Source organism: Roseomonas aerilata DSM 19363 (assembly GCF_000711725.1).
Taxonomy (GTDB): domain Bacteria; phylum Pseudomonadota; class Alphaproteobacteria; order Acetobacterales; family Acetobacteraceae; genus Roseomonas; species Roseomonas aerilata.
The window spans coordinates 120,254-143,005 of the sequence record NZ_JONP01000013.1 but is presented as its reverse complement, the minus strand read 5'-3'; the positions used below and the strand labels follow the sequence as shown (position 1 = coordinate 143,005).

Here is a 22,752-nt window from a genome sequence, read left to right as displayed (position 1 = left end):
ATATGAAGCTCGAATCTGGCGGGAGGATGCCATGGCAAGCCGCGAACCGGGAGACAGCATGCCCGAGGAAGCGCCGCCCCCCGCCCCGCCGGCGGAGGAACGCGGCCCCGCCGCCCGCGCCCTGATGCGCGGCGCGTCCTCCGCCACCCTCGCGACCGTGGCCGAGGGCGGGCAGCCCTACGCCTCCCTCGTCACCCCCGCCGTCGCGGAGGACGGCGCGGTGCTGCTCTGGCTCTCCACCCTCTCGGAGCACACGCGCCAGCTCGCGCGCGATCCCCGCTGCGCCCTCCTCTTCCTCGGGGAGCCCGAGGGGCCCAACCCGCAGACCACCCCCCGCGTCACCGTCACCGGCCTGGCAGAGCGGATCGAGGACCCCGGCCTGAAGGCGGTCTGGCTCGCTCGCCACCCCTATGCCGAGCTCTACGCCGACTTCGCCGATTTCGGCCTCTGGCGGATCATGCCCATGGGCGGGCAGATGGTGCTCGGCTTCGCCCGGGCGCACCGCCTCCGCGCGGCCGACCTCCGCCCCGCACCCGGGGAGGGAGCACCCGTCGCAACCGGGCCGGAACCGGACCCGGAGGGCGTGCCGTGACCGGCCGCCCCGAGGATTTCGTCGGGCAGCTCGACTGCACCGTCGCCGCCCCCATCGTCATCGGCGCCGTACCCGGCGGCGAGCGCCGGATCGTGCCCATCATCGGCGGCCGCGTCACCGGCCCGCGGCTCGAGGGAGAGCTGCTTCCCGGCGGCACCGACACCCAGCTCATCCGCCCCGACGGCGTCACCGAGATCGAGGCCCGCTACACGATCCGCCTCGCGGACGGCGCCCTCGTCAACGTCGTCAACCGCGGCCTACGCCGCGCCGCGCCCGAGGACATGGCCCGCCTTCTCCGCGGGGAGGCGGTGCCGCCCGAGCGCGTCTACTTCCGCACCGCGCCGGTCTTCGAAACACCCTCCCCCGCCCATGCCTGGCTGCACGGCAGCCTCTTCCTCGGCTTCGGGGAGCGGCAGCCGGAGAGCGTGCGGATCCGCATCTTCGCCGTCTGAGGGTGCGGGCGGGCCGCCCCGCCCTCACTCGATCGCGCGGAACCCCGTGGCCTTCACCACCGCCGCCCAGCGCGCGGTCTCCTCCCGCATGAGCGTCCCGAAGGCCGCCTGGCCCTTCGCCGCCACGCGGAACCCGGCCTCCTGCATCCGCGCCCGGAGCGCCGGCTCGGCCAGGGCGCGCAGCACGGCCGCCTCCAGCTCGCCGCGCAGGGCCGCCGGGGTCGCTGCGGGCGCGACCAGCCCGAACCAGGCATCGAAGGCCAGGTCCGGCTGGCCCAGCTCCAGCACGCTCGGCACGTCCGGCAGCAGCGCCGAACGCTCGGGTCCGGTCACCGCCAGCGCCTTCAGCCGCCCGTCCCGCACCTGCGGCGCGACCAGCGCCACCGTGCCGAACATGCCCTGGACCGACCCGCCCAGCACCGCCGTCATGGCATCGCCGGTGGAGCGGAAATGCACGGCCTCCGCCTTCAGCCCGGCGCCCGCGGCCAGGATCGCGGCCCCGAAATGCCCGGGTGTCCCCGCCCCGAAGGTGCCCATGAAGACCGAGGGCTGCGCCTTCGCCCAGGCAAGATAGGCCGGGAAGTTGTCGGCGGGCACGCTGGCGGGCACGACGAAGGCGAAGTCGACCGCCGCAACCTCGGCCACCGGCGCGAAGTCCCGCGCGGGGTCGTAGCTCAGCCGGGCATAGGTGCTGGGCGCCATGGCGAGTTGCCCGACCTCGCCCAGCAGCAGCGTCGTGCCGTCAGGGGCCGCGGTCCGCGCCACCTCCTGCGCCGCGATCGCGCCGGCCGCCCCAGGCCTGTTGTCCACCACCACCCCGGCCGGCAGGGCCCCCTTCAGCCCATCGGCCAGGAGCCGCGCCACCACGTCCGGCCCGCTGCCCGGCGGGAAGCCGAGCACGACTCGCAGCGGCCGGTCGGGCAGCGCCGCGCGGGCCGCGAAGGGCAGCAGGGAGGCGCCGGCAAGGACGGCACGGCGGGGGAGCACGGGCATGGAACGATTCTCCTGTCTTGTTGTCGATCTTGTTACCACATCGTGCGACAACACGGCCCCCGCGGCGACCCCCGATCACCTCCCCAAAAGTGTCGGTGCGGCACGCGGAGACGGGGGCGGCCGGGCCTTGAAGCAGCGGGGGCCGGAACGCAGTGCCGCCCATCAGCCACAACAAGGAACCAGACGGAAAAGGGGTTCGGAACCTGGTCCGGCGTACCGGATGGGAGCGCCGCCGAACTTATCCACTCTGCGGAACAACATGCCGCACTGCACAAAATTAACATTGGCTTAGTGCCCAAAGTAACTGTGCGGTTATTTTGCTCCAGTGGCGAATTCGCCGTATTTTGGCCCATGGTTTCGGGGACACCCCGGCCAGACCCGATCTCGTCCGTAACCCCCAGCGGACCTGCCAGCCGGAGGCAAACGCCTACTATGACCGATCCCCGCAACGCCCGAGCCCTGTCCGGCACCGGCGTGTCCGCGCCCGCCACGCTCCACGCCAACCTCACCGCCCCCGGCCTGACCACCCACGCGCTGCGCCGCGGTGAAGGCCGCCTCTCCGCCGACGGCGCCTTCATGGCGATCACGGGGCAGCACACCGGCCGCTCCGTCCAGGACAAGTTCGTCGCCGACGACCCCGAGGTCACGAAGGAGATCTGGTGGGGCAAGGTGAACCAGAAGCTCGACCCCGCGAAGTTCGAATCCTTCACCACTGACGTCCGCGGCTACCTCGCCGCCCAGCCCGAGCTCTTCACCCAGGACCTCTATGCCGGCGCCGACCCGGAGCACCGCATCAAGGTCCGCCTCGTCACGCCGAACGCCTGGCACGCCCTGTTCGCGCGCAACATGTTCATCCGCCCGCCGGTGGAGGAGCTGGAGGGCTTCGAGCCCGACTACGTCATCCTCCACGCCCCCGAGATGGAGGCCAAGCCCGAGCACGGCGGCCGCCCGAACTCCACGACGCTGATCGCCCTCTCCTTCGCCAAGAAGATCATCGCGGTCGCCGGCAGCTCCTACGCCGGTGAGATCAAGAAGAGCATCTTCACGGTGATGAACTGGATCCTGCCGGCCAAGGGCGTGCTGCCGATGCACTGCTCGGCCAATGTCGGCAAGGACGGCGACACCGCGCTGTTCTTCGGCCTCTCCGGCACCGGCAAGACCACCCTCTCCTCCGACCCCGAGCGCGCCCTCATCGGCGACGACGAGCACGGCTGGACCAAGACGGGCGTCTTCAACTTCGAGGGCGGCTGCTACGCCAAGGTCATCAAGCTCTCGCGCGAGGCCGAGCCGCAGATCTGGGACGCCTCCCACCGCTTCGGCGCGGTGCTCGAGAACGTCGTCGGCGACGAGCGCGGGGTGCTCGACCTCGAGAACGGCTCGCTCACCGAGAACACCCGCTCCTGCTACCCGATCGAGTTCATCCCGAACACGGTCCAGGGCGGCATGGCCGGCCTGCCGAAGAACGTGGTGATGCTGACAGCCGACGCCTTCGGCGTGCTGCCGCCCATCTCCAAGCTGACGCCCGCCCAGGCGATGTACCACTTCATGTCCGGCTACACCGCAAAGGTGGCGGGCACGGAGAAGGGCCTCGGCAAGGAGCCGCAGGCCACCTTCTCCACCTGCTTCGGCGCCCCCTTCCTGCCGCGCCACCCCGAGGTCTACGGCAAGATGCTCGCCGAGCTGATCGAGCGCGACGGCGCCCAGGTGTGGCTGGTGAACACCGGCTGGACCGGCGGCGCCTACGGCACCGGCCAGCGCATGTCCATCAAGCACACCCGCGCCCTTCTCCGCGCGGCGCTCGACGGCAGCCTTGCCAAGGTGGAGTTCGTGCAGGAGCCCTTCTTCGGCCTGTCGATCCCCAAGGCCCTGCCGGGCGTTCCCGCCGAGGTGCTGAACCCGCGCGAGAGCTGGTCCGACAAGGCCGCCTACGACAAGACGGCGAAGGATCTGCAGTCCCGCTTCGAGGCGAATTTCGAGACCTTCGCCGGCGCCGTCAGCGAGGACGTGAAGAAAGCCGCCATCAAGGCCGCGGCCTGAACCAGTACCCGGGGGAGGCGACGCCTCCCCCGGCGTTTTCCTAAACCTCCATCCCGGCAGTCTGCAGCAGCGTCGCGAAGGCGAGCTGCATGTCGTGCAGCGTCTGCGCGGGCTCCACGTCCACCCATTCCTCCAGCGTATGCGCCCCGGCTCCGGCCCCCGCGCTCACGGCGATCCCCGGGATGCCGAGCGAGATCGGGATGCTCGCATCCGTCGAACTCGCCACCACCTTCGGCGAGAAGCCCAGCGCCTTCGCCGCCGCCGTCGCGTTCGCCACCAGCTCGCTGCTCCGGTCGATGGCCCCCGCCGGACGGTCGCCGATCTTCTTCAGCTCCACTGTCACGATGCCCTTCGCGGTGCTCCGCGCGGCGTTCTCCGCCTCCACCGAGCGCTGCACCACCTCCTTGAAGGCCCGGTCGATCCGCGTCAGCTCCTCGGCCGAGTCCGAGCGCAGGTCCACCTCCACCCAGACCTCGTTGGGAATGGAATTCACGGAGGTCCCGCCCCCGATCACGCTCGCGCTGAAGGTCGTCCGCGGTTCCGCCGGCACCTCGATCCGCGACAGCCCCGCCATCGTTTCCGCCAGCGCGAAGGAGGGGCTGACGATGCCGAAATCCATGAAGCTGTGCCCGCCCGGACCGCGGAAGGTCACGCGATACCGCAGCGAGCCCGTGGCACCCGACACGATGGTGCCCATCCCCATCGGCCCCTCGACCGAGATGAAGGCCGCGATCCGCCCGGCGTAGCGCCCCTTGGTGAAGAGGAAGCGCACGCCGCGCAGGTCGCCCAGCCCCTCCTCGCCGACATTTCCCACGAAGAGGACGTCGTGGTTCGTCCGCACCCCCGCCGCATCCATCGCGCGCAGGAAGGCAAGGTTCATCGCGAGGCTGCGGGTGTCGTCGCCCACGCCCGGCGCGTAGAGCCGCGTCCCCTCCCGCCGCACCGTCAGGTCCGTGCCGGCGGGAAACACCGTATCCAGATGTGCGGCCACGACGATGAGCGACCCGTTCCCGAGCCCCCGCCGCAGGCCCATCACATTCCCCTCGGCGTCCATCTCGCAGTCCTCGAGCCCCGCCTCGCGCAACATCTCGAGATAGACTCGCCCGCGCTCCTCCTCTTGGAAGAAGGGAGCCGGAATCTCCGTCAGCCGGATGATCTCCTCGACGAACCGCTCGTGGCCGGCCGAGAGATGCCGCAGCGCCTCCCGAAACACGGCACTTCCCATCACCTGCTCGACCATCAGACCCTCCGGCATGTCGCCCCCGCCCATGCGACGCGCGATCCGGGTTGTCCAGCCTGAGGGCGGCGCTGGTGACTCCGGGGAGAGGAAGAAGGAATTCTTCCTCTCCCCAGACCCCTCACCATCATCTTTTTCTTCGAGTTAGAATCACTCTGCGGTCGGTGCGCCTCGGGTCATGGACCCGAGGCGACTGCACGCTCAGGAAGGGCACGGGGAAGGAACCAACCCCCGATCACCGCATCCGCGACAGCCAGATGGGGATCCAAGGGCCTCAGGCCCTTGGTGGGTGAGGTCCGGAGAGGGCAGCGCCCTCTCCGGGGCAACCAGCACCGTCGCGATCATGCACGAGGCGCCCGGCGACGTAGGTCGCCCGCACAGCCCGTTCATCGCCAAGAGCGGTGAGGGCGAAGAGCGTGTCCGCGAGGCCAGGGGAGCGCCCGGTGCGCAGCGCAAGTTCCGGCGTGGCCCGCGGGTCCAGCACGACGAGGTCCGCTTCCAGGCCAGCGGCCAGGTTGCCGATCCGGTCCTCCAGCCGAAGGGCCGCGGCCCCGCCTCGGGTGGCCAACCAGAAAGCCTGCACGGGGTGCAGCCGGGCGCCACGAAGGCGCGCGACCTTGTAGGCATCGCCGAGGGTGCGGAGGGTGGACAGGCCTGTGCCCGCGCCGACATCGCTGCCCAATCCCACGCGCACCCCGGCCGCGGTCGCGTCATGCAGCCGGAACAGCCCGCTGCCGAGGAAGAGGTTGGAGCTGGGGCAGTGGGCGACGCCGCAGCCGGTGCCGCGCAGGGCGGAGAGGTCGCCCTCGGTGACGTGCACGGCGTGGCCCATCACGGCGCGGGGCCCGGCGAGACCGGCGCGCGCGTAGACGTCGAGGTAGGAGGGGGCGGAGGGAAAGAGTTCCCGCACCCAGGCGATCTCGTCCTCGGTCTCGCAGAGATGGGTCTGCACGTAGGTGCCGGGGTTCTCGTGCCAGAGCCTGCCCGCCGCTTCCAGCGCGGCGTCGGTGCAGGCGGGGGCGAAGCGGGGCGTGATGGCGTAGAGCAGCCGCCCGCGCCCGTGCCAGCGCCCGATCAGGCGGCGCGTGGCGGGGATGCCGTGGTCCTCGCCGTCCCGGAGCTCGGGCGGCGCGTTGCGGTCCATCAGCACCTTGCCCGCGATCAGGCGAAGGCCGAGGCGGTCGGCCTCGGCGAAGAGCGCGTCGGCGGAGTGCTCGTGCACCGTGCAGTAGACGGCGGCGGTGGTGGTGCCGGCGCGCAGCAGCGCTTGCAGGAAGAGGGCGGCGATGCGCGCGCAATGGGCGGGATCGGCGAAGCCGGCCTCGGTCGGGTAGGTGTAGCGGGTCAGCCAGTCGAGCAGCGTCTCGCCATAGGCGCCGGTCATTTCGAGCTGGGGGTAGTGCACATGGGTATCCACGAAGCCGGGGCCGATGATGCCGTCGGGGTAGTGGTGCACGGGCAGGTCGTCGGGGTGGCGCGGGCGCTCGGCGGCGTGGTCGCCGATGGCGGCGATCCGGCCGTCCCGCATCACCACCAACGCGTCCGGCCAGTGGATCAGGGCGCCGTCCGGGTCGCCGTCGAAGGGGTTGTGGCGGAAGGCAAAGGCGGGGCCGCGAAGGGCGAGGGCGGGCCCCGTCATGCGGCGCGCCGGCGGATGGCGCGGCCCGGCCGCACGATCGGGTGAGAGATGGTTGCGGCGGCGCCGCGCCCGTGGCCCTTTGAGGGCAGACAAGGACGGAAACCGCCATGCAACGCCGCCATCTCCTGCCGCTCCTCGCCGCGCCCGCGCTCATCGGCCGGGCCTCCGCCCAGGGCCGGACCATCACCCTCGTGGTGCCCTATGCCGCGGGTGGCGGCACGGACATCGTGGCGCGCGAGCTGCTGCCGATGCTCATCGAACAGACGGGTCAGAACGTGGTGATCGACAACCGCGGCGGCGCGGCAGGACATGTCGGCGCCGTCTCCACCACGCGCGCGAAGCCGGACGGGCTGACGCTGCTCTTCGCGGTCTCCACCAACATCGTGGTGAACCCGCACCTGCAGCGCAACGACCGGACGGACCTCTCCACCGCCCTCGTGCCGGTGGCGAAGGTGAGTTCCTACCAGTACCTGCTGGTGATCGACCCGCGCGTGCCCGCGAACAACCTCCAGGAGCTGATCGCGGCCGGGAAGAAGCCGAACGCGGGCTTCACCTATTCCTCGGCGGGCGTGGGCTCGAACAACCATCTCGCCGGGCTGCTCTTCTCCGAGGCGGCGGGGGTGCCGATGGAGCACATCTCCTATCGCGGCACGGCGCCGGCGCTGCAGGACGTGGTGGCGGGGCGGGTGACGATGAACTTCTCCTCCCCCTCCCCCGCCATCCCCCTCGCGCGGGACGGGCGGCTGCGGCCGATCGCGGTCACGGGGGAGCGGCGGCTGCCCTCCATGCCGGAGATCCCGACCCTGGCCGAGGCAGGTCTGCCCGGCATCGTCATCCTCGGCTGGCACGGCATCTTCGCGCCCGCCGGCACGCCCGACGCCGAGCTGGACCGGCTGGAGGCGGCGGTGGACCGCGCCATCCGCGACCCCCGCTTCGGCCGCAGCCTGGAGCGCGACGGGCTGGAGCTTTCGCCCCAGCCGCGCAAGGAGTTCGCGCAGGCCGTGAAGGAGGAATACGCCTTTTGGGGCCGCAAGGTGCGGGAGCTGGACCTGAAGGCGGAGTAGGCGCTTCCGCACTACTTCCCCGTCCAGACGGGCTTGCGGCGCTCGAGGAAGGCGGCGACGCCTTCCTTGAAGTCGGCGCTGGTGAAGGTCAGCGCCACCATGTCGTCCGCGTTGGCGCCGCGCACCGCGTTCTCGCGCAGGCGCTTGAGCGTCGTCTTGGCGGCCTGGAGCGTGAGCGGGGCGTGGCCGGCAATGGTGCGGGCGAGCGCCTCCGCGCGCTCCAGCAGCGCGGCCTGGTCCGGCAGGACCTCGGTGACGAGGCCGAGCGTCTTCGCCTCCTCCGCTTCCACCAGGCGGGCGGTGAAGATGAGTTCCAGCAGCCGCCCGGGGCCGAGGAGCGCCGAGAAGCGCGCGTAGTTGCCGAGCGAGAGCGTGTTGCCCAGCGTGCGGGCGATCGGCACCCCGAAGCGCATGTTGGCGGAGGCGATGCGGAGGTCGCAGACCCCCGCCACCCCCGCGCCGCCGCCCGTGCAGGCACCGTTGATGGCGGCGATGGTGGGCTTGGGGCAGTCCTCGATGGCCGAGAGCACGCCGCCGATGCGCTCCTCGTAGTCCAGCGCGTGCTGGGCCGTGGTGAAGCTGGTGAACTGGGAGATGTCGGTGCCGGCCGCGAAGGCCTTGGGGCCGGCGCCCGTAATGATCCAGGCTTTGACCGCCGGATCATGGCCGATCTCCGCCGCCTTGGCGGCCAGGCCCTCGTACATCGCGAAGGTGAAGGCGTTCATCGCCTGCGGACGGTTGAGGGTGGTGACGAGGATGCCGCCCTCCCGCAGTTCGTGGATGAGTTCGTTCTCGGCCATGGGAATCCTCCGCGCGTGTTGCAGGCAGGGTGCCCGCAGGAAGCCGGCGGGGAAAGGGTGGGGCGTGCGTTGCCGCCCGCGCCAGCGCCCGGCAATCTCCGTCCCATGCAGGACGGCGCTGAGCCCCCCCCGCCGGATCGCCGGCTGATCGAGACGGTCTCGGCCCGCTACGCCGGGGCGTCGCGCTTCACGCGGGGCTATGTGGGCTCGAAACTCCGGCGGGATCCCTCGACAGCGGCGATCCTGGCCCTGGCGCATCGCGCGGGCGGGCTCGGGCACGTGGCGGATCTTGGCTGCGGACGGGGGCAGCTCGCGCTGGCCCTGCTGCTCTCCGGCGCCGCCTCCCGCGTGACAGGGCTCGATTACGAGGCGGCGAAGGTGGCGGAGGCGCGGGCCGCGTCGGTGGGACTCGCGGCCGGTTTCGAGCAGGCCGACCTGACGGCGGCAGCGGTGCCTGACTGCGACACGGCGCTGATGGTGGACGTGCTCTACCAACTGCCCGAGGCGGCGCAGGGGCCGCTGCTGGACCGGATGGCGGCGGCCGCGCGGCGGCGCGTCGTGCTGCGGCTCTTCGACCCCGACCGCGGCTGGCGCAGCGCGCTGGGCCTGGCGATGGAGCGCGCCGGCCGGGCCATCCGGCAGGATGGCGCGGCCGTGCGGCCAATGCCGGTGACCGAGGTCGCGGCCCGCCTGGCAGCGGCGGGATTCCGCAGCACGGTTTCGCCCTGCTGGGCCGGCACGCCGCTGCCTAACGTGCTTCTGGTGGCGGAGCGCTCCGATTGAGAGGCTGAGGCGGGTGACTCCGGGGAGAGGAAGAAGGAATTCTTCCTCTCCCCGGCCCCCTCACCATCATCTTTTTCTACCTATTTGAGATGCCCGGCGGTCGGTGCGCCTCGGGTCATGGACCCGAGGCGACGGCACGTCAGGAAGGGCCGACAGATGGGGGTCCAGGGGCCTCAGGCCCTTGGCGGGTGAGGTGCCGGAGAGGGCAGAGCCCTCTCTGGCGGCCACAAGCATTACCCCCAAACGGGCCGGGGCCGTTCGATCGCGAGGTCCAGATCACGGCTTCCCAGATCCAGCGCCGGTTCAAGCCAATCCAGCGCGGCCTCGAACTCGGCGCGGAGAGCAGATTTGCGGTCGGGCGGGAGCCAGCTTGCCTCGACGCCCGCAAGGCTGAGGCGGCGGGCCTCGGCGGGGCCCCAGCCGCTGGCGGCGAAGATGGTGCGCCAGGAGTGGCCGATGGTGGTGGCGAACATCGTGGGGTCGTCGGTGCCGAGGACGATGTTCAGCCCGGCTTCGAACATGCGGCGGATGCGGTGCTGGCGGGGGACGCGGTTGGGCAGGATCGAGGACCAGCAGGCCATGGTGAAGGGCACCCCTTCGCGGGCCATGCGGGCGGTGATCTCGGGGTCGGCCAGCATGTTGTAGCCGTGGTCGAGGCGGTCGCAGCCCAGCGCGTCGCGGCAGTGGGTGATGTGGGCGGGCGGCCCCTCGAAGAGGGTCTGGTTGTCCTCGCAGACATGGGCGGTGCGGCGCAGCCCCATGCGGGCGGCGCGGCGCCAGGCCTCCACCCAGACCAGCGGCGGGCCGGCGCGCTCGGCGCCGTCGAGGCCGATGCCGACCACTCGGGGGTGCGGGTGGGCGGTGATCCAGTCCAGCATCTGCAGGGATTCGCTGGGCAGGCAGGTGCTGCGGTCGATGCAGGCGATCATGAGGGAGGAGACGCCGAAGTCGCGTTCCGCCCGTTCGAGCCCGGCGGCAAGGCCGTCCGCGATGAGCGGGTAGGTGGCGCCGTTGGGCGTGTAGTAGTGCGGGTTGAAGAAGATCTCGACGTGGCGGGCATTGCCGTGGCGGTGCATGTCCTCGATGCACTCGTAGGCGACGCGCTCGAAGTCCTCGCGCCGCTTCACGGCCAGGGCGCCGAGGCGGAGGACTTCGAGGAAGCCGTAGAAGTCCTCCCATTGGTAGAGCGTTTCGGCGGGGCGCGGCAGGCGGACGCCGTTGGCGGCGGCGATCTCGACCAGCGTCGTCGCGCGCATGGCGCCGGCGATGTGGAGGTGCAGCTCGACCTTGGGGACGAGGTCGAGCCAGTCGGAAAAGTTCAGCATCACCGGGCGCGCCGGATGTTCCAGAGGAACATGGCGGGGCCGGTGGGCACGTCCGTCAGCTCCGCGCGCCAGGCGGAGGCGGCGGTGAACTGGCCGAGCGGCATGTAGAAGCCCCTCTCGGCGGCGCGGCGGTGGATGCTCTCGGCCAGGGTCTTGCGCTCGGCCTCGGTCGCGGCGGCGGCGAAGGCGGCGCGGCCGGCCTGGACCTCGTCATCCTTCGGCCAGCCGGCGAAGCCGTTCGGGGCGCCCGCGGCCTCCATGTAGGAGTTCTGCAGGGGCGTCTGCATGTCCGGCACCGTGGCAGTGGTGTGGAAGACGTTCCAGCCCTCCGGCCGGGCGCGGCGGCCGAAGAAGGTGTTCAGGTCCATGCTCTGGAGGTCCACCGTAAAGCCGAGCTTCGTCAGCAGGTCCTGGGTGACGAGGCCCAGCGCCGCGATGCCCGGCGCGTCGGCGGGGTGGATGATGACGACGGGGCGGGAGAGGTCGGTGCCGGCCTCGCGCAGCATCCGGCGGGCGCCCTCGAGGTCTGCCTTCAGGGGCATGCCCGCGGTAGTCTCGTAGGGAGTGCCGCAGCCGAGCATGGAGCGGCACTCGCGCATGTATTCGGGGCGGCCGGCGACGCCCGGCAGGTAGTCCATCTGGTCCACCGCGGTCATCACGGCGCGGCGCACCCGCACGTCGTCGAAGGGCGCCAGCAGGTGGTTGAAGCGCATCACCCCCTGGTAGCCGAAGGAGGAGACGACCTGGACGCGGACGGCGCGGTTGCGCTCCAGGATGGGCAGGACATCGGCGGGCAGGCGCTCAAGGTAGTCGACCTCCCCGGTGGAGAGGGCGCTGACCTGGGAGGAGACGTCGGGCATGGCGATCAGCTCCACCCGCTCGAAGGTCGCGCGCTTGCCGCCGGAAGCCCAGACGGAGGGCTCGGGGCGGGGGCGGTAGGCCTCGTTCCGCACCAGCACGATGCGGTCACCAGGGCGGTACTCGCCAGCAACGAACCTGTAGGGGCCGGAGCCAATGGGTTCGGTGACGGGGCGGTTGGCGGGGGTCTCGGCCAGGCGCTTCGGCATAATCATCGGCACCATGGCGCCGGGCTTGGCCAGGGCCTGGAGAACGAGGCCGAAGGGCTGCTTCAGCTTCAGGCGGAGGGTGCGCTCATCCAGGGCATCTAGCGTTTCGGTCGCGCGCAGCATAACGCTGCCGAGGGCGTCGCGCTGGCCCCAGCGGCGCAGGCTGGCGGTGCAGTCCTCGGCGGTGACGGGGGTGCCGTCGTGGAAGGCGAGGCCGTCCCGCAGGAAGAAGCGCCACTCCAACCCGTCCGCGCTCGTCTCCCAGCGCTCGGCCATCTGCGGGGTCGGTTCCCAGCGGTCATTCACCGAGAGGAGCGTGTCGTAGACGAGATAGCCGAAGTCCCGCGTGGTGAAGCTGGTGGTGAAATGCGGGTCGAAGATGGTGGTCAGCGTCTCCGGCACGACGCGCAGTGTGGCGGCCCGGGAGGCCTGGGCGCGGGCAAGGCCGGGTAGGAGGGCGGGGGCGGCCAGGAAGGGGGCGGCGAGCAGGGAGCGGCGATGCATGGGGGTCTCGGCAGGTCCGTTTCGACGGGGTGCAGGCAAGTCCCGCACCAGGGCGGGCCATTACGCGGCGGCGCGGGGCGCACTAGATTGGGGGGATGGTCGCCCTCACCTCCCCTGACTTCAAGCGCCGCGCCTCCCGTGCCCTGGGGGACGCGCGCCTCCAGACCGCCCTCAAGCGCGGGGGTTCCGGCTTCCACTCAAAGCGGTCCCAGGCGATCGCGGCCCTGCCGGAGTTTGAGCGGCTGCGCGACATCGGGCGCGACATCAAGAACCACACCCTGGCCAACCTCGACCACTACCTTGAGGTCTTCGAGCGCAACGTGATCGCCAATGGCGGGCAGGTGCACTGGTGCGCCGACGCGGCTGAGGCGCGCGAGACGGTGCTGCGGATCTGCCAGGCCGAGGGCGCGCGCACGGTCACCAAGGGCAAGTCCATGATCTCCGAGGAGATCGGGGTGAACGAGCACCTCTCCGCGCACGGGATCACCCCGGTGGAGACAGATCTCGGGGAATACATCCTGCAGCTCGTGGACGAGCCGCCGTCCCACATCATCGCGCCCGCCTTCCACCTCAACCGCGACGACTGGGAGCAGCGCTTCCGCGCGGCGCACACGGACTTGCCGAAGGACCGCGTGTTCCACGACCGTCGCGACATCATGGCGGAGGCGCGGGGCAAGCTGCGCGAGCGCTTCCTGGCCGCCGATGTCGGCATCACCGGGGCAAACTTCCTCATCGCGGAGACCGGCTCCTCCGTCATCGTCACGAACGAGGGCAACGGGGACCTGACGCAGACGTTGCCGCGCGTGCACATCGCGCTGGCCAGCATCGAGAAGGTGGTGCCGACGTTGGAGGACTGCACCTCGCTGCTGCGGCTGCTCGCGCGCTCCGCCACGGGGCAGGACTTCTCCGTCTACACGACCTTCTCCACGGGCGTGCGGCGCGCGGAGGACCTGGATGGGCCCGAGGCCTACCACGTCGTGCTCATCGACAACGGCCGCTCCAACATGGTCGGCACCGACTTCCACGAGATGCTCCGCTGCATCCGCTGCGCGGCCTGCATGAACCACTGCCCGGTCTATGGCGTCACTGGCGGGCACGCCTATGGCTGGGTCTATCCCGGGCCGATGGGGAGCGTGCTGACGCCGTCGCTGGTCGGCGTGGAGAAGTCGGGGCATCTGCCCAACGCCTCCACCTTCTGCGGGCGCTGCGAGAGCGTCTGCCCTGTGAAGATCCCCCTGCCGAAGATGATGCGCCACTGGCGGGAGCGGGAGTTCGAGCGGCACCTCACGCCCTCCACCATCCGTACCGGGCTCGGCATCTGGGGCTGGTTCGCGCGCCGGCCGGGCTGGTACCGGGCGGCCTCGCGGATCGGCATGGGCGCCTTGGCGCTGCTCGGCCGCGGGCGCGGGCGGTTCCGCAGCCTGCCGCTGGCGGGCGGCTGGACGGAGGGCCGCGACCTGCCCGCGCCGGAGCCGGGTGGGACCTTCATGGCGCGCTACGCGGCCTCGCAGCGGGGCAGGGGACGGGGCTGATGGCCTATGTCGTGGGAACCTGGCGCGGGACGGCCTCCCGCTGGGCCGCCAACCCGGACAAGGTGGCCGCCATCCTCGACATCGGGGAGGGGCTGCACCGGAGCGCGGCGGTCCTGATGGCCGATGGCACGCGCTACGAGGCAAACGAGCCGAAGGAGGCCATCCTGGAGCAGATCCACATCGGCGACTACCGGCCGATCCGCTTCCTCAGCCCCGGCGGGGAGGCGATGACGATCTTCCGGGGCCATATCGTGAGCGTCGAGGCCGGGGGGAGCGAGGACGTCTGCGTCATCCGGCTGACGGGCGGCGAGGTCCAGGTGCGCTGCCACTTCGACGACCTGACCAGCACGATCCTGCGCTAGGGGAAGATCTTGTCGAAGAGCGCCATCCTGAACGCCATCCGTCGCGGTCTGCGGCGCGGACCGCTGCCGGCGGACCAGCGGGCCATGCTCGACGGGCGGCTGGCGACGCATCCGCGCCACCTGATCCCGCAGCGTTCCCGCGTGTCTCGGCCGGAGCAGATCGCGCTGTTCGTGCGGAACGTGGAGAAGGAGTTCGGCACGGTGGAGCGGGTGCCGGACGCGGATTCGGTGCCGGCGGCCGTGGCCGATTACCTCGCCGCGCAGAACCTGGCGCCGCGCTTCGCCATGGCGCCGCACCCCGAGCTGACCGCCCTGCCCTGGGAGGGCCGCCCGATGCTGGAATTCGAGGCACGGCCGGCGCGGGCGGACGACGCCGTTTCCGTGCAGCACGCCTGGGGCGGCGTGGCGGAGACGGGGACGCTGCTCTTTCCCTCCGATCCCACCCGTCCGACGACGCTGAACCTGCTGCCGGAGACGGAGATCGCGGTGATCCGCGCCTCCGCGATCGTCGGCGCCTACGAGGAGGCCTGGGACCGGCTGCGGGCGGAGCGCGGCGGGGCGGAACCCTCCGGTGGCTTCATGCCCCGCAACATCATGTTCGTCACCGGCCCCTCGCGCTCGGCCGATATCGAGCAGACGCTGGAACTCGGCGCCCATGGTCCGCGCCGGCTGCACGTGGTGCTGGTGGAGGACGAGCCCGCCGCCCACAACCCCCTTTCCGAGGGCGACCCGCGGCCGGAGGCGGCGCGCGAGCCCGTGGCGCGCCCGGGACAGATCGCCAACCCGGCAGACTGATGGCGCGCCGGCCCCGCACCGTCTCGGCGTCGGAGCGGGCGCTCTGGCACGCCTACCTCTCCCTGAACGCGGTGGAGGCGCTGCCGGGCCGCGACGCGCCGCCCGCCCCGCCCCCGGCCGCACCGGAACCGGTGCCCGCGGCCAGCCCCTCGCCCCCCTCGGCACCGGCGCGGCCGACCAGGCCCGCGACGGTGCCGCTCATCGCCGTGGGGCATCCTGGGGCAGGCCTGGACGAGAAGCGCTGGCGGGACCTGCGGCGCGGGAAGACGCGGCCCGAACGCACGCTCGACCTGCACGGTAGGCGCGCGGAGGAAGCCCATAGCGCCACCCTCTCCTTCCTGCGGGCGGCCCATGCGGACGGGCTGCGCTGCGTGGCCATCGTGACGGGCAAAGGCGCCGGGGAGGGCGGCGTGCTCCGGCGGGAACTGCCCCACTGGCTGAACCTGCCCTCGCTCCGGCCGCTCATCCTGGGGGCGGCGCACCCGCACCGGGCGAATACGGGGGCGGTGCACCTGCTGCTGCGGCGCAGGCGATAGCCACGGGGGCGAAGGCGGGCATCGGCCCGGGAGAGGCCGCGGGTCCGGTGCCTGCGGTACTCGCCGTCGGCCCCCCCGGCGGACGCGGTGCTCGACCTGGCACTCGCCCTGCGAGGCGCCCCAGGCCCGACATGAGAGGGAAGTTCACTGCTCACCGGACCTCCTCGCAGGACCGCGCCGCGCGCGGACTGCGCGGCGAGGCTGTTCCACCCCGAAGGGTTGAATCGGGTCGAGGACTTACCGTCTCAGGGCATCGAAGGGTCGAACCGGCACCGTGACGAGTGCAGGAGACGGGCGGTCATCCAGGGGGATCGCAATGGCTCCGTAGGGTTCAGGCGCGAGGTGCAGTGCTGGCCGGATCGCCAAGCCGGCCCTATCTTGGGGGCGATCCATCCGGCACTCCCTGGGCCGCCTCTCCGGCGCTCCCATCCGGGCCGCCCCTCTTCGAGACATCAGGTTCCCCGATGCGCGATCCAGACTTCACCGGCTACACCCCCAACCGCGTCGCGGGCGTCACCGCGGAGGAGGTGATCGAGGTTCATTCCCGCCACGTTCCCTGCGATGGCGGCGGCGTCTCCGGCCATCCGCGGATCTGGCTGCGGATCGAGGGGGACGAGATCACCTGCCCCTATTGCTCCCGCACCTACCATCTGGCGCCGGGCGCGGGAGACGACGGCCATCACTGACGCACCGGAGATGGAGCGCGGCAGCGCGGACGAGGCGGCCGACAAGGCGCCAGTGGCCGACCCGATCGTGGCGGAGGTCGATCCCAACCGGCACCTGATCCTCGTGGACGGCTCGGGCTACATCTTCCGCGCCTTCCACGCGCTGCCGCCGATGACCAACCCGGCGGGGGTGCCGGTGAACGCCGTCTTCGGCTTCACGCAGATGCTGGCGAACTTCCTCTCCAAGCACGCGGGCAGCCACATGGCGGTGGTCTTCGACGCCTCCCGCTCCACCTTCCGCAACCAGCTCTACCCTGAATACAAGGCGCAGCGGCCGGAGGCGCCGCCGGAGCTGGCGCCGCAGTTCGGCCTCATCCGCGAGGCGACGGACGCCTTCTGCGTGGCGCGCGTGGAACTGGACGGCTTCGAGGCGGACGACCTCATCGCGACCTACGCCACCGCCTTCGCGAAGGAGGGCGGGCAGGTCACCATCGTGTCCTCCGACAAGGACATGATGCAGCTGGTCGGCGGCGGCATCCGCATGCTGGACCCCATCAAGCAGAAGCCGATCCACGCCGCCGAGGTCGTGGAGAAGTTCGGCGTGATGCCGGAGAAGGTGGTGGAGGTGCAGGCGCTGGCGGGCGACTCCACCGACAACATCCCGGGCGTGCCGGGCATCGGCATCAAGACCGCGGCGCAGCTCATCGAGCAGTACGGGGACGTGGAGACGCTTCTCTCCCGCCTTTCTGAGATCAAGCAGCCCAAGCGGCGCCAGGCGCTGGAGGAGAACGCGGAGAAGGCCCGCATCTCCCGCAAGCTGGTGGAGCTGGACCGCAACGCGCCGCTACCCCTGCCCATGGAGGGGCTGGCGACCCAGGCGCCGGAGCCGGGGAAGCTGATGGCCTTCCTCAAGCAGCACGGCTTCCGCAGCGTGCAGCACCGCCTCGGCCTGGACGCGAACGGGGAGGTGCCGGTCTCGCGCCCCGCCGGGCCGGCGCCCGCGCCGGTGGCGCTCACCGTGCCGGCGGAGGGCGCGCCCTTCGGCCCCTACGAGACGATCACCACGATCGACGCGCTGCACGCCTTCGCGGCGGCCGCGCGCGAGGCGGGCGTGATGGCGCTGGATACCGAGACGACAAGCCTCGACGCGCTGAACGCCTCCCTCGTCGGCGTCTGCATGGCGGTGGCGCCGGGGCGCGCGGCCTATCTGCCGCTGCGGCACGAGGGGACGGACATGCTCTCCCCCGCGCCGGAGCAATTGCCCTTCGACGCGGCGATGGAGGTGCTGCGGCCGCTTTTCGCCGATCCTTCCGTGCTGAAGGTGCTGCACAACGCGAAATACGACCTCGAGGTGCTGAACCGCGAGGCAAATGGCGGGGTGGAGGTGTCGCCGGTCGACGACACGATGATGATCTCCTACAGCCTCGACGCCGGGCGGCACGGGCACGGGATGGACGAGCTCTCGCGCCGCCACCTGTCGCACCAGCCCATCACCTATGACGAGGTGACGGGCACGGGGCGTGGGCGGAAGCCCTTCTCCCAGGTGCCGCTGGAGGAGGCCACGCGCTACGCCGCCGAGGACGCGGACGTGACGCTGCGCCTGTGGCAGGCACTCAGGCCGAAGCTGCGGGAGGAGAAGGCGCTCGTCCTCTACGAGGAGGTCGAGCGGCGGATGATCACCGTGCTGCGCGACATGGAGATGGCCGGCGTGAAGGTGGACGGCCCCGCGCTGAAGCAGGCCGGCGCCGAGTTCACCGAGCGCATGGCGGCGCTGGAGGCGGAGATCCACGAGATCGCCGGCCGCCCCTTCGCCGTGGGCTCGCCCAAGCAGCTCGGCGACATCCTCTTCGGCGAGATGGGCCTCTCGGGCGGCAAGAAGGGCAAGTCAGGCGCCTATTCCACCGATGCGGCAACGCTGGAAGAACTGGCGGCCTCCACCGGCCATCCCCTGCCCCGCAAGGTCCTCGACTGGCGGCAGCTCTCGAAGCTGAACTCCACCTATGTGGAGGGGCTGCAGGCGCAGATCGCGGCCGATGGGCGCGTGCACACCGACTTCTCGATGGCCATCACCAGCACCGGCCGCCTCTCCTCGACCGAGCCGAACTTGCAGAACATCCCCATCCGCTCGCAGGAGGGCGCGCGCATCCGACGTGCCTTCGTGGCGGAGCCCGGCCACCTGCTGCTGGCCGCTGACTACTCGCAGATCGAGCTGCGGCTGCTCGCCCACGTGGCCGAGGTGCCGTCGCTGCGCGAAGCCTTCGCAACGGGACAGGACATCCATTCCCGCACGGCGTCGGACATCTACAAGATCCCGCCCAACAAGGTGGATCGCGAGGCCCGGCGCCGCGCCAAGACGATCAACTTCGGCATCATCTACGGCATGTCCGCCTTCGGCCTCGCCGGGCGCCTGGGCATCGGCGCCGGCGAGGCGCGCGGCATCATCGACGCCTATTTCGCGCAGTACCCGGGCATCCGCGACGCCATGGAGCGCTTCAAGGAGGACGCCCGCACCAACGGCTACGTACTGACGCCCTTCGGCCGGAAGCTGTGGATCCCGGAGATCGGCGCGCGCGACCAGGGCCGCCGTGGCAATGCCGAGCGCGCCGCCATCAACGCGCCCTTCCAGGGAGGCGCGGCGGAGATCATCAAGCGCGCCATGGTCCGCCTGCCCACAGCGCTGCGGGAGGCGAAGCTCCGCGCGCGCATGCTGCTGCAGGTGCATGACGAACTGCTGTTCGAGGTGCCCGAGGACGAAGTCGAGGCCACCAAGCCCGTGGTGCAGTCGGTGATGGAGGGCGTCGCGACCCTCCGCGTGCCGCTGGCGGTGGAGATCGGGACGGGGCACTCCTGGGCGGAGGCCCATTAAGGAGGCGCTTTCCTGACTGGTTGTCGCCGGTGACTCCGGGGAGAGGAAGAAGGAATTCGTCCTCTCCCCGGGCCCCTCACCATCATCTTTTTCTTCGGGTTTACGCGGCTTCGCGGCCGGTGCGCCTCGGGTCCACCACCCGAGGCGACAACACGTTCAGGAAGCCTCCGCGACAGCCGGATGGGGATCCAAGGGCCTCAGGCCCTTGGCGGGAGAGGTTTGGAGAGGGCGGCGCCCTCTCCAAAGGCCACAGGCGCTGCGCTTAGCCAGCCCGGCGCTGACGCCCGGCTGCGGGAGCTGCCGGCTGTGCCGCCACGGGTTCGAGCACGACGGTCGGGCTGATGCAGACGTCGTGGCCGGCGGCGACGGCCTCCTTGCCGTCGGCCAAGCGTACGCGGAGGTCTAGCTGACAGGGGGAGCCAGCCTTGCGGCGGAAGGTTTTCTCCGCGCCGCTGGAGACGGGCTGACGCAGCCGGTTGCGCCCACGGGGGTGGGCGGCACCGGTCGCAGTGGAGACGAGGCTGACGGCGTCCTGCCCAGTGCGGTTCACCAGGCGCCAGCTGCTGGCGGGGGATTGGGCCAGGGCCGGCGTGGCAAGGGTCGCGAGGAGGAGGGCGAGGGGCAGGCGGCGCATCACGGGACTGTGAGCGCGTTCCGAAGGGTTTGGGAAGAGGATTCCGTACGATTCCGAACGCGCCGCCTGATCTTTCCTATTGCTCGCAGCGGATGAAGACGGTGGAGCGGCCCGCGATCTCCCCCACATCGGCCGTGCTACGGTCCGGGCCGCTGCTGGTGGCGGCGGCCGGGGTAATGCCGGCGGCGCGCAGGAAGGCGGCGGCGCGCTCGCCCTTCACGGCGAAATTGATGTTCTGGGCGATATCGCCGGTGCGGCCCGCGACGGCCTGGGCGTTCAGCTTGGACACCACCACGCCGACGATGTTGCCCTGCATGTCCAGCAGCGGCCCGCCGGAATTGCCGGGCTGCACGGGGGCGCTGATCTGGATCTGGTCGGTATTGTCGCGCAGGCCCGCGAGGCCGTTGATCTCGCCCCGCGTCAGCTTGGCGTCGGAGGAGAGAAGGCCGCTGAGCGGGTAGCCATAGGCCACGACGCCCTCGCCGCGCCGCACGGGCGGGCCCTGGCGGAAGGAGAGCACGGGGCCGGTCAGGCCGGGCACGGTGAGCAGCGCGAGGTCGAGCGTGGCGTCGGTGCGGGCAGGCGGCGTGGCGGCGTGGTTGCGCCCGTCCGGCCCACGGACGAGCACGCGAGTGCAGTTGTCCACGACGTGGCGGTTGGTCATCACCCGTTCCCCCGCGACGAGGAACCCGGTACCGGTCGAGCCGCGCACGCCGGGGCGCGGCAGGGCCTCGGGCGGGGTTGGAACAGGACCGGGGCGGGCGGCGGTGGCCGCGGCGGTCACGGCGCCGGCGTCCAGCGCGATCTCCCGCTGGGCGCAGATGTCCTGGTTGCGCGAGACCGCCTCCCTCCCGTCCGCGAGGACGAGGCGCAGGTCGAAGCGGCAGCCGGCCTGTGCGTTGGGGCGCAGGCGATAGGCGCCGTCCGAGGCGAGCGGGCGTTGCAGCAGGTTGCCGCCCCAGTCCGGCCGGCCGCTGCGCACGGCGTTCAGCGCCGTGGCCTCCTGCCCCGTTCGGTTGAGCACCCGGAAGCCCTCCTCGACCGCGGAGGCGGTGGGGGGTGCGGCGGGCGCCTGGGCCAGCGCGGGCGCCGCGAGGGCGAGAAGGATCAGGGCGGCGGGAAGGGGCTTCATCGTCACGCCGATGTGTGGAAGGCGCAGCCCCGCGTCAATCCGGGTCCTGACCGCACGAAGTGGTTCCCAGGCTGTCACCGATCCGTCGCTTGCCAGCGTAAGCAGCAATCTGTACCACCCTAAATATCTGATTCTATTCGCTAATTACTGAATACCTCATGACATGAAGACGTCTTCATGTATCGATCTGCGACGGAGAGGCCCATGCGACCGACCAACGACACGCCCGGATGATCCAGAAGCTTACAGTGGCCCGGAGGCCCCTCGCCCTCGCCCTTCTCGCCCTTCTCGCGCTGGTCCGGCCGGCGGTGGCGCAGCAGGGCGGCAATCCCGGCGGCGGCGACCCCGGTTCGCCCGCCCTCTTTCCCGAGACGGCCGCCCGCCTCGCGCGGCTGGAGGAGCTGGGCTGGTTCATCCACGGCCAGGCCACCTTCGTGCTGCAGGGCCATCCCGGCTTCCGCTCCCCCTACAGGGCGGAGGGGAGCATGCGGCCGGCGGCCCAGGCGGCCAACACGCTCTCCACCGACCTCGTCGTCGGGCGGCGGCTCTGGGCCGGGGCGGAGGCGGTGGTGGACCTCTCCGTCACCCGCGGCTACGGGTTGTCGAACTCGACGGGGCTCGCGGCCTATCCGAACAACGAGGCCTTCCGTCTCGGCTCCACCGAGCCGACCTTCTTCGTGCCGCGCGCCTTCTTCCGCCAGACGATCGGGCTTTCCGGCGACATGGCGGAGCCCGAGGAGGATCCGCTGCGCTTCACCGCGCCGCTGCCGCGCGAGCGGGTGACGATCACCATCGGCAAGTTCTCGACCTGGGACATCTTCGACCGCAACGCCTACGCGCACGACGCGCGCACGCAATTCCTCAACTGGGCGTTGGTGGGCGCGGGGGCGATGGACTACGCGGCCGACGCGCGCGGCTGGACGATCGGCGCCGCGGCCGAGTGGGAGAACGGCACCTGGGCGCTCCGCGCCGGTGCCTTCCAGGTGGCGCGGCGCGTGAACGGCCTCTTCCTCGACCCCGCGCCGACGCGCGCTTTCCAGTTGCTGGGCGAGGTGGACCGCTTCACGCGCTTCGGCGGGCGGCCCGGGGCGGTGCGGCTGATCCTCGGCCTCTCCCGCACGCGGCAATCCACCTGGGGGGAGATCGACCCGCAGGATCCGGCCCTCTTCGACAAGAACCCGAGCGGCTACCGCGCCAAGCGCATGGCCGCGCTCACCTTCGAGCAGGAGATCGCCGACGAACTCGGCGCCTTCGCGCGCCTGTCCTGGAATGACGGGCGCACGCAGAACTGGATGTTCACCGAGATGGACCGCGCCATTTCCGCCGGCCTCTCGATGAAGGGCGGTCGCTGGGGACGCGGGGAGGACACGATCGGGTTGGGCGGGAATGTCGGCTGGGCCTCCGAGGGTCGCCGGCGCTTCCTGGCGGCGGGCGGCATCGGCTTCATCACCGGCGACGGGGCGCTGCGCGGCGGCCCCGAATACGTGGCGGAGGCCTTCTACGACGCGGCGGTGGCGCCGGGGATCAACCTGGCGCTGGATGTCCAGCACGCGGTGAACCCCGCCTACAACCGCGACCGCGGGCCGATCACCTTCGTGGCGCTTCGGGCGCGGGCGGCTTTCTGAAGGCCGACGTGGGCGACTCCGGGAGGGAGAAGGAATTCTCCCTCCCGGACCCTCCCTCATCTTTTTTCTGTTTCATGCGCGAGGTGAGCGGCCGGTGCGCCGAGGGGCGCGG

20 protein-coding genes are annotated in these 22,752 nt (G+C 71.4%); 12 read left to right on the top strand and 8 right to left on the bottom strand.

Going from position 1 to position 22,752, the window contains the following annotated elements; translation table 11 throughout:
- Positions 1 to 31: 31 nt before the first annotated feature.
- Together BO39_RS16460 and BO39_RS16455 are read left to right on the top strand one after the other, a co-directional pair.
- Positions 32 to 592, top strand: coding sequence for a HugZ family pyridoxamine 5'-phosphate oxidase (locus BO39_RS16460; RefSeq protein WP_245615206.1), 561 nt, complete (start codon positions 32 to 34; stop codon positions 590 to 592).
- Positions 589 to 1,044 (top strand): DUF3237 domain-containing protein, encoded by a 456-nt coding sequence (locus BO39_RS16455; RefSeq protein ID WP_043835262.1) that lies wholly within the window; start codon positions 589 to 591, stop codon positions 1,042 to 1,044. The genes BO39_RS16460 and BO39_RS16455 overlap by 4 nt, the downstream gene beginning before the upstream one ends.
- Positions 1,045 to 1,068: 24 nt before the next feature.
- Here the strand turns inward: BO39_RS16455 and BO39_RS16450 are convergent, their stop codons facing one another.
- The gene (locus tag BO39_RS16450; protein ID WP_043835260.1) at positions 1,069 to 2,037 is read right to left on the bottom strand and encodes a Bug family tripartite tricarboxylate transporter substrate binding protein; all 969 of its coding nucleotides are present in this window, start codon (positions 2,035 to 2,037) and stop codon (positions 1,069 to 1,071) included.
- A gap of 432 nt (positions 2,038 to 2,469) precedes the next feature.
- Between BO39_RS16450 and pckA the strand changes: the two genes are divergently transcribed.
- On the top strand, positions 2,470 to 4,074 hold the full coding sequence (gene pckA / locus BO39_RS16445) for a phosphoenolpyruvate carboxykinase (ATP) (protein ID WP_043835259.1): 1,605 nt from the start codon (positions 2,470 to 2,472) through the stop codon (positions 4,072 to 4,074).
- Positions 4,075 to 4,114: 40 nt separating this feature from the next.
- On the opposite strand, the gene BO39_RS16440 is transcribed toward pckA, so the two are convergent.
- Both BO39_RS16440 and guaD read right to left on the bottom strand, forming a co-directional pair.
- The gene (locus BO39_RS16440) at positions 4,115 to 5,344 is read right to left on the bottom strand and encodes a M20/M25/M40 family metallo-hydrolase (RefSeq protein ID WP_043835257.1); all 1,230 of its coding nucleotides are present in this window, start codon (positions 5,342 to 5,344) and stop codon (positions 4,115 to 4,117) included.
- A gap of 241 nt (positions 5,345 to 5,585) precedes the next feature.
- The gene (gene guaD, locus BO39_RS16435) at positions 5,586 to 6,950 is read right to left on the bottom strand and encodes a guanine deaminase (protein ID WP_052402198.1); all 1,365 of its coding nucleotides are present in this window, start codon (positions 6,948 to 6,950) and stop codon (positions 5,586 to 5,588) included.
- Positions 6,951 to 7,057: 107 nt separating this feature from the next.
- Between guaD and BO39_RS16430 the strand changes: the two genes are divergently transcribed.
- Complete coding sequence (locus BO39_RS16430) at positions 7,058 to 8,014, top strand: Bug family tripartite tricarboxylate transporter substrate binding protein (protein WP_052402197.1); 957 nt, start codon at positions 7,058 to 7,060, stop codon at positions 8,012 to 8,014.
- Positions 8,015 to 8,025: 11 nt separating this feature from the next.
- Here the strand turns inward: BO39_RS16430 and BO39_RS16425 are convergent, their stop codons facing one another.
- On the bottom strand, positions 8,026 to 8,814 hold the full coding sequence (locus tag BO39_RS16425; RefSeq protein ID WP_043835255.1) for an enoyl-CoA hydratase: 789 nt from the start codon (positions 8,812 to 8,814) through the stop codon (positions 8,026 to 8,028).
- Between the two features lie 105 nt (positions 8,815 to 8,919).
- Here BO39_RS16425 and BO39_RS30045 point away from each other — a divergent pair, with 105 nt between their 5' ends.
- Positions 8,920 to 9,597 (top strand): methyltransferase domain-containing protein, encoded by a 678-nt coding sequence (locus BO39_RS30045; RefSeq protein WP_156963718.1) that lies wholly within the window; start codon positions 8,920 to 8,922, stop codon positions 9,595 to 9,597.
- Between the two features lie 233 nt (positions 9,598 to 9,830).
- Here the strand turns inward: BO39_RS30045 and add are convergent, their stop codons facing one another.
- Entirely contained in the window at positions 9,831 to 10,922 is a 1,092-nt protein-coding gene (add, locus tag BO39_RS16415; protein WP_052402195.1) for an adenosine deaminase, read from the bottom strand.
- Positions 10,922 to 12,493, bottom strand: a complete 1,572-nt coding sequence (locus BO39_RS16410) for an ABC transporter substrate-binding protein (protein ID WP_043835253.1) — start codon at positions 12,491 to 12,493, stop codon at positions 10,922 to 10,924. The genes add and BO39_RS16410 overlap by 1 nt, the downstream gene beginning before the upstream one ends.
- Before the next feature lie 95 nt (positions 12,494 to 12,588).
- On the opposite strand from BO39_RS16410, the gene BO39_RS16405 reads away from it, so the two are divergent.
- From BO39_RS16405 to polA, 6 genes are all read left to right on the top strand, one after another.
- Entirely contained in the window at positions 12,589 to 14,025 is a 1,437-nt protein-coding gene (locus BO39_RS16405; protein WP_043835251.1) for a lactate utilization protein B, read from the top strand.
- A complete protein-coding gene (locus BO39_RS16400) occupies positions 14,025 to 14,387 on the top strand; it encodes a hypothetical protein (RefSeq protein WP_043835248.1) in 363 nt (120 codons plus the stop codon). The genes BO39_RS16405 and BO39_RS16400 overlap by 1 nt, the downstream gene beginning before the upstream one ends.
- Positions 14,388 to 14,396: 9 nt before the next feature.
- The gene (locus tag BO39_RS16395) at positions 14,397 to 15,182 is read left to right on the top strand and encodes a LutC/YkgG family protein (RefSeq protein ID WP_245615204.1); all 786 of its coding nucleotides are present in this window, start codon (positions 14,397 to 14,399) and stop codon (positions 15,180 to 15,182) included.
- Positions 15,182 to 15,718 carry a Smr/MutS family protein gene (locus BO39_RS16390; RefSeq protein WP_043835246.1) on the top strand — a complete coding sequence of 179 codons (537 nt, stop codon included), beginning with the start codon at positions 15,182 to 15,184 and terminating at the stop codon, positions 15,716 to 15,718. Before BO39_RS16395 ends, BO39_RS16390 begins: the two co-directional genes overlap by 1 nt.
- Positions 15,719 to 16,182: 464 nt before the next feature.
- Positions 16,183 to 16,404 carry a zinc-finger domain-containing protein gene (locus BO39_RS16385; RefSeq protein ID WP_043835244.1) on the top strand — a complete coding sequence of 74 codons (222 nt, stop codon included), beginning with the start codon at positions 16,183 to 16,185 and terminating at the stop codon, positions 16,402 to 16,404.
- Positions 16,405 to 16,414: 10 nt separating this feature from the next.
- A complete protein-coding gene (gene polA / locus BO39_RS16380) occupies positions 16,415 to 19,249 on the top strand; it encodes a DNA polymerase I (RefSeq protein WP_084698175.1) in 2,835 nt (944 codons plus the stop codon).
- A gap of 262 nt (positions 19,250 to 19,511) precedes the next feature.
- Here polA and BO39_RS16375 read toward each other — a convergent pair whose 3' ends face one another.
- Together BO39_RS16375 and BO39_RS16370 are read right to left on the bottom strand one after the other, a co-directional pair.
- On the bottom strand, positions 19,512 to 19,883 hold the full coding sequence (locus tag BO39_RS16375; protein WP_043835242.1) for a hypothetical protein: 372 nt from the start codon (positions 19,881 to 19,883) through the stop codon (positions 19,512 to 19,514).
- Between the two features lie 76 nt (positions 19,884 to 19,959).
- The gene (locus tag BO39_RS16370; protein WP_043835356.1) at positions 19,960 to 21,015 is read right to left on the bottom strand and encodes a trypsin-like peptidase domain-containing protein; all 1,056 of its coding nucleotides are present in this window, start codon (positions 21,013 to 21,015) and stop codon (positions 19,960 to 19,962) included.
- Between the two features lie 248 nt (positions 21,016 to 21,263).
- On the opposite strand from BO39_RS16370, the gene BO39_RS16365 reads away from it, so the two are divergent.
- Complete coding sequence (locus BO39_RS16365; protein ID WP_043835355.1) at positions 21,264 to 22,640, top strand: carbohydrate porin; 1,377 nt, start codon at positions 21,264 to 21,266, stop codon at positions 22,638 to 22,640.
- Positions 22,641 to 22,752: the final 112 nt, after the last annotated feature.

Bases quoted from the DNA above. Each gene is read 5' to 3' on its own strand.
- BO39_RS16440 (WP_043835257.1), bottom strand. From the start codon at position 5,344: ATGGGCGGGGGCGACATGCCGGAGGGTCTGATGGTCGAGCAGGTGATG.
- BO39_RS16370 (WP_043835356.1), bottom strand. From the start codon at position 21,015: ATGAAGCCCCTTCCCGCCGCCCTGATCCTTCTCGCCCTCGCGGCGCCC.
- BO39_RS16430 (WP_052402197.1), top strand. From the start codon at position 7,058: ATGCAACGCCGCCATCTCCTGCCGCTCCTCGCCGCGCCCGCGCTCATC.
- BO39_RS16400 (WP_043835248.1), top strand. From the start codon at position 14,025: ATGGCCTATGTCGTGGGAACCTGGCGCGGGACGGCCTCCCGCTGGGCC.
- BO39_RS16375 (WP_043835242.1), bottom strand. From the start codon at position 19,883: ATGCGCCGCCTGCCCCTCGCCCTCCTCCTCGCGACCCTTGCCACGCCG.
- polA (WP_084698175.1), top strand. From the start codon at position 16,415: ATGGAGCGCGGCAGCGCGGACGAGGCGGCCGACAAGGCGCCAGTGGCC.
- BO39_RS16410 (WP_043835253.1), bottom strand. From the start codon at position 12,493: ATGCATCGCCGCTCCCTGCTCGCCGCCCCCTTCCTGGCCGCCCCCGCC.
- BO39_RS16405 (WP_043835251.1), top strand. From the start codon at position 12,589: ATGGTCGCCCTCACCTCCCCTGACTTCAAGCGCCGCGCCTCCCGTGCC.
- guaD (WP_052402198.1), bottom strand. From the start codon at position 6,950: ATGACGGGGCCCGCCCTCGCCCTTCGCGGCCCCGCCTTTGCCTTCCGC.
- BO39_RS16385 (WP_043835244.1), top strand. From the start codon at position 16,183: ATGCGCGATCCAGACTTCACCGGCTACACCCCCAACCGCGTCGCGGGC.
- BO39_RS30045 (WP_156963718.1), top strand. From the start codon at position 8,920: ATGCAGGACGGCGCTGAGCCCCCCCCGCCGGATCGCCGGCTGATCGAG.
- pckA (WP_043835259.1), top strand. From the start codon at position 2,470: ATGACCGATCCCCGCAACGCCCGAGCCCTGTCCGGCACCGGCGTGTCC.
- add (WP_052402195.1), bottom strand. From the start codon at position 10,922: ATGCTGAACTTTTCCGACTGGCTCGACCTCGTCCCCAAGGTCGAGCTG.
- BO39_RS16390 (WP_043835246.1), top strand. From the start codon at position 15,182: ATGGCGCGCCGGCCCCGCACCGTCTCGGCGTCGGAGCGGGCGCTCTGG.
- BO39_RS16450 (WP_043835260.1), bottom strand. From the start codon at position 2,037: ATGCCCGTGCTCCCCCGCCGTGCCGTCCTTGCCGGCGCCTCCCTGCTG.
- BO39_RS16425 (WP_043835255.1), bottom strand. From the start codon at position 8,814: ATGGCCGAGAACGAACTCATCCACGAACTGCGGGAGGGCGGCATCCTC.
- BO39_RS16460 (WP_245615206.1), top strand. From the start codon at position 32: ATGGCAAGCCGCGAACCGGGAGACAGCATGCCCGAGGAAGCGCCGCCC.